This is a genomic window from Promicromonospora citrea, from assembly GCF_013004695.1.
Classification (GTDB): domain Bacteria; phylum Actinomycetota; class Actinomycetes; order Actinomycetales; family Cellulomonadaceae; genus Promicromonospora; species Promicromonospora citrea.
The window spans coordinates 1-1,285 of the sequence record NZ_JABEMG010000284.1 but is presented as its reverse complement, the minus strand read 5'-3'; the positions used below and the strand labels follow the sequence as shown (position 1 = coordinate 1,285).

The window sequence follows — 1,285 nt, the reverse complement described above, 5'->3', positions numbered from 1 at the left end:
GGCGGATTCAATCGGTGGTTGCAACACCGGTTGTGTCGGCTGAGAGTAGCTTGCTCATTGCTTCGTAGGGTGTGTGCCAGTCCAGGACCTTGCGGGGTCGTCCGTTCATCACCAGGGCGACGTCTGCGAGGTCCTGGGCTGTGTGGACCCTCAGGTCGGTGCCTTTGGGGAAGTACTGGCGTAGCAGCCCGTTGGTGTTCTCGTTGGTGCCGCGTTGCCAGGGCGAGTGCGGGTCGCAGAACCACAGGTCCAGGTCTTCGACGATCTGGATGCCCGCGAACGGTGTCATCTCCCGGCCCTGGTCCCAGGTCAGCGAGCGGCGTAGGTGGGCCGGTAGGCGGGTGATCTGGTCGCGCATCGCGGCGGCGACCTGCTGCGCGCCGTGTCCGTCGGGCAGGTGCAGCAGTATCAGGTACCGCGTCTGACGTTCGACCAGGGTCCCGATCGCCGAGCCGTTGCGGGTGCCGGTGATCAGGTCGCCTTCCCAGTGCCCGGGCACGGCCCGGTCCTCGATCTCCTCGGGACGCTCCGAGATCATGACCTGGGGTGGTAGCACGTGGGCGGCGCCGGCGCGTTGAGCGCGGGTGACCGCCTGCGGGCGGCGGACCGCGCGTCCCGACCGCAACGCGGTATGCAGCTCTTTACGCAGCCCGCCACGGCCCAGGACATACAGCGACTGGTAGATCGCTTCGTGACTGATCCGCATGCTCTCATCATCGGGGAACTCCCGACGCAGGTGGCGGGAGATCTGCTGCGGGCTCCACGACCGGGCCTTGCCCGTGCCCGGCTCGTGCCCGCCCAGACACTCACTGACCCAGGCGGCCAGGGCCGGGTTGGACGCGAGCTTGCCCGGCTTGGGACGGGCCAGACGTTGTTCGGCCCGCCGGTGCGCGACCGAAGCCTTGTACCGCCGCGCGTCGGGATGTGTGCCCGCGGCCAGCTCCCGGGTGATCGTGGACGGCGCCCGCCCCAGCACCCTCGCGATCTGGCGCGCGCTGGCCCCCTCGGCCCGCAGCAGCGCGATCTCCTCACGCTCCGCGAACGACAACAACCGGCCCGAAGGCTTCACCAGAGACACATCGGGCATCCCACCAGCCTTACGGATCCAAGCCTGTGCTGACCAGGTCGTGATCCCGGCAGCCTGCGCGGCTGCCGGGATCCGACCATGAGCACGTAGATCAGACCAGAAGACCCGCCGGTGCTCCCGGGGCACGGGTAAACGGCTCCAAGACTTCATCGAACACCCCGATCATCAGGGGTGTTGCGACCACCAGTTGAATCCGCC

1 protein-coding gene is annotated in these 1,285 nt (G+C 68.2%); it reads right to left on the bottom strand.

What is annotated here, in order from left to right:
- Positions 1–7 precede the first annotated feature (7 nt).
- The gene (locus HLB15_RS23640) at positions 8–1,237 is read right to left on the bottom strand and encodes an IS30 family transposase (protein ID WP_446500410.1); all 1,230 of its coding nucleotides are present in this window, start codon (positions 1,235–1,237) and stop codon (positions 8–10) included.
- Positions 1,238–1,285: the final 48 nt, after the last annotated feature.